General features: G+C 66.0%; 3 protein-coding genes. All 3 read left to right on the forward strand.

The genetic code is table 11. From position 1 onward, the window contains the following. Positions 1–497 (forward strand): amino acid synthesis family protein (locus tag JOY90_RS01670; RefSeq protein WP_291689438.1); only part of this gene is annotated, 497 nt, incomplete at its 5' end. Between the two features lie 26 nt (positions 498–523). Further along, positions 524–1,726, forward strand: a complete 1,203-nt coding sequence (locus JOY90_RS01675; RefSeq protein WP_291689439.1) for an ABC transporter substrate-binding protein — start codon at positions 524–526, stop codon at positions 1,724–1,726. A 78-nt stretch (positions 1,727–1,804) separates the two neighbouring features. Further along, positions 1,805–3,083, forward strand: a 1,279-nt coding sequence (locus JOY90_RS01680) for an ABC transporter permease (protein WP_291689440.1), incomplete at its 3' end; no start/stop codon positions are given.

Genomic DNA, 3,083 nt, shown 5'->3' on the forward strand with positions numbered 1-3,083 from the left:
CCGCAGCGATTGCAGTGATCGAGAACCCCTTTGCCGGCCGCTACGTCGACGACTTGTCACCCTTGATCGCAATCGGCGAGGAGCTCGGCGAATTGCTGTCGAAGAAGGCGGTCGCGGCGCTCGGCATCGACGGCGCCAAGGCGCAGAGCTACGGCAAGGCCGCGGCGGTGGGGGAGAACGGCGAACTGGAGCACGCCGCGGCGATCCTGCACCCCAAGATGGGCGCGCCGGTGCGCAAGGTCCTGAGCAAGGGCGCGGCGCTGATCCCGTCGTCGAAGAAGCGCAGCGGTCCCGGCACCACTCTCGACATCCCGCTCGGCCACAAGGATGCGGCCTTCGTGCGCAGCCATTTCGACGGCATGGAGGTGCAGATCAACGATGCGCCGCGCGCCAACGAGATCATGGTCGCGGTCGCCGTGACCGATTCCGGCCGGCCGCTGCCGCGCGTCGGCGGGCTCACGGTCGCCGAGATCAAGGGCGAGGACGGCTTGCGATAGTTCGTTTCAATAACGGAGGTTGAGGAATGCGACGCAGACATTTGCTGGGCGCGGGCCTGGCGGTGGTGGTGGCCGGCATGGCGAACGCGGCCATGGCGCAAAGCGAGATCAAGATCGGCGAGATCAACAGCTACTCGCTGCTGCCGGCCTTCACCGATCCCTATCGCAAGGGCTGGCAGCTTGCGGTCGAGGAGATCAACGCGGCCGGCGGCATCAACGGCAAGAAGCTGGTCGTGATCTCCAAGGACGACGGCGGCAAGCCGGCGGATGCGCAGACCGCGGCGAACGAATTGGTGTCGAGCGAGAACGTCGCGATGCTCGCCGGCACATTTCTCTCCAACATCGGGCTTGCCGTCAGCGACTTCGCCAACCAGAAGAAGGTGTTTTTTCTCGCCGCCGAGCCTCTGACGGATGCCATCACCTGGTCGAAGGGCAACCGCTACACGTTCCGCCTGCGGCCGTCGAACTACATGCAGGCCGCGATGCTGGTCGAACAGGCCGCGAAGCTGCCGGCCAAGCGCTGGGCGACGATCGCGCCGAACTATGAATACGGCCAGTCGGCGGTGTCGGTGTTCAAGAAGCTGATGTCGGAGAAGCGGCCGGACATCCAGTGGGTCGACGAGCAGTGGCCGCCGCAGGGCAAGATCGACGCCGGTCCGGTGGTGCAGGCGGTCGCCGCCGCCAATCCGGAGGCGATCCTCAACGTCACCTTCGCCGCCGACCTCGTCAAGCTCGTGCGCGAGGGCAACACCCGCGGCCTGTTCAAGGACCGTAGCGTGGTGTCGTTCCTGACCGGCGAGCCGGAATATCTCGATCCCTTGAAGGACGAGACGCCGGAGGGATGGATCGTCACCGGCTATCCCTGGTATTCGCTCAAGACGCCCGAGCACGATGCGTTCCTGAAGGCCTATCAGGCGAAGTACAATGATTATCCGCGGCTCGGCTCGATCGTCGGCTACCAGACCATCAAATCGGCTGCCGCGATCCTGATCAAGGCCAACTCGACCGATCCGGAGAAGCTGATCGCGGCCGCGGAAGGCCTGTCGGTGGCCTCGCCGTTCGGCGAGATCACCTTCCGCAAGATCGATCACCAGTCCACCCTCGGCGCCTTCGTCGGCAAGACCGCGCTGAAGGACGGCAAGGGCATCATGGTCGACACCGCCTACAAGAGCGGCGCGGACTTTCTCCCCAGCGATGCCGAGGTCGAGAAGCTGCGCCCGAAGGAGTGAGGCTCGCTCCTCCGGCGATCCAATCCGACCTCTCCCCGCGAGCGGGGAGAGGTGACTTCAAACGGGCACCGGGTTTTCATGGCCTTCTATCTCGCGCAGTTCCTGACCGGCCTCGCCAGCGCCTCGTCGCTGTTCCTGGTCGCGTCGGGCTTGTCGATCATCTTCGGCGTGACGCGGATCGTCAATTTCGCGCATGGCGCCTTCTACATGCTCGGCGCCTATGTCGCCTTCACGCTGACCGACCGCCTTTCCGGCGCCTTCGGGTTCTGGGGCGGCATCGTTGCGGCGTCGTTGATCGTCGCCGCAGTCGGCGCCGTGATCGAGATGGTGCTGCTGCGGCGGATCTATCACGCGCCGGAGCTGTTCCAGTTGCTTGCGACCTTCGGTCTGACGCTGATGGTCGAGGACCTCGTGGTGCTGATCTGGGGACCGGGTGACCTGCTCGGCCGCCGCGCGCCGGGATTGAAAGGCGCCATCGACCTGTTCGGCCAGAACATCCCGAGCTACGACCTGCTGCTGATCGCGCTCGGCCCGATCGTGCTCGGCGTCCTCTTTCTCCTGTTCCAGCGCACGCGCTGGGGGGTCCTGGTGCGCGCGGCGACGCAGGACCGCGACATGGTGGCGGCGCTGGGCGTAAACCAGAAATGGCTGTTCACCAGCGTGTTCGCGGTCGGTGTGTTTCTCGCCGCACTCGGCGGCGCGTTGCAGATTCCGCGCGATGCCGTGCATCACGCGCTCGACCTGCGCATCATCGTCGACGTCTTCGTCGTGGTGGTGATCGGCGGCCTCGGCAGCATCCTGGGCGCCTTCGTCGCGGCGGTGTTGGTGTCCGAGCTCAACGCCTTCGGCATCCTGATCTTCCCGAAGATCTCGATCGTGCTGCTGTTCCTGGTGATGGCGGTGGTCCTGATCGTGCGTCCGTGGGGCCTGTTCGGCAAGGCGGAGGCGCCCGCGCGCCGCACGCCCGGCCTGTCGGTGGTGCCCTGGCGGTCGCTCACGTCCCTCGAGCGACTGATGGCCGTCGTCGCGCTCGCAGGCGCCGCGGTGCTGCCGCTGGTTGTCGGCAACTATGCACTTTCGGTCGGCGCCGAGATCGCGATCTTCGTGATCTTTGCCGCCAGCCTGCATCTGCTCATGTCGGTTGGCGGCTTGGCCTCGTTCGGCCACGCCGCCTATTTCGGTCTCGGCGCCTATGGCGCGGCGCTGCTTGCCAAGATGGCGGGCCTGCCGATGATCGCCTGCCTCGTGCTGGCGCCGCTGGCGGGCTGTCTCGGCGCCGCCATCTTCGGCTTCTTCGCCGTGCAACTGAGCGGCGTGTACTTCGCGATGCTGACGCTCGCCTTCGCGCAGATCGTCT

The organism is Bradyrhizobium sp., from assembly GCF_019242285.1.
Classification (GTDB): Bacteria; Pseudomonadota; Alphaproteobacteria; order Rhizobiales; family Xanthobacteraceae; genus Bradyrhizobium.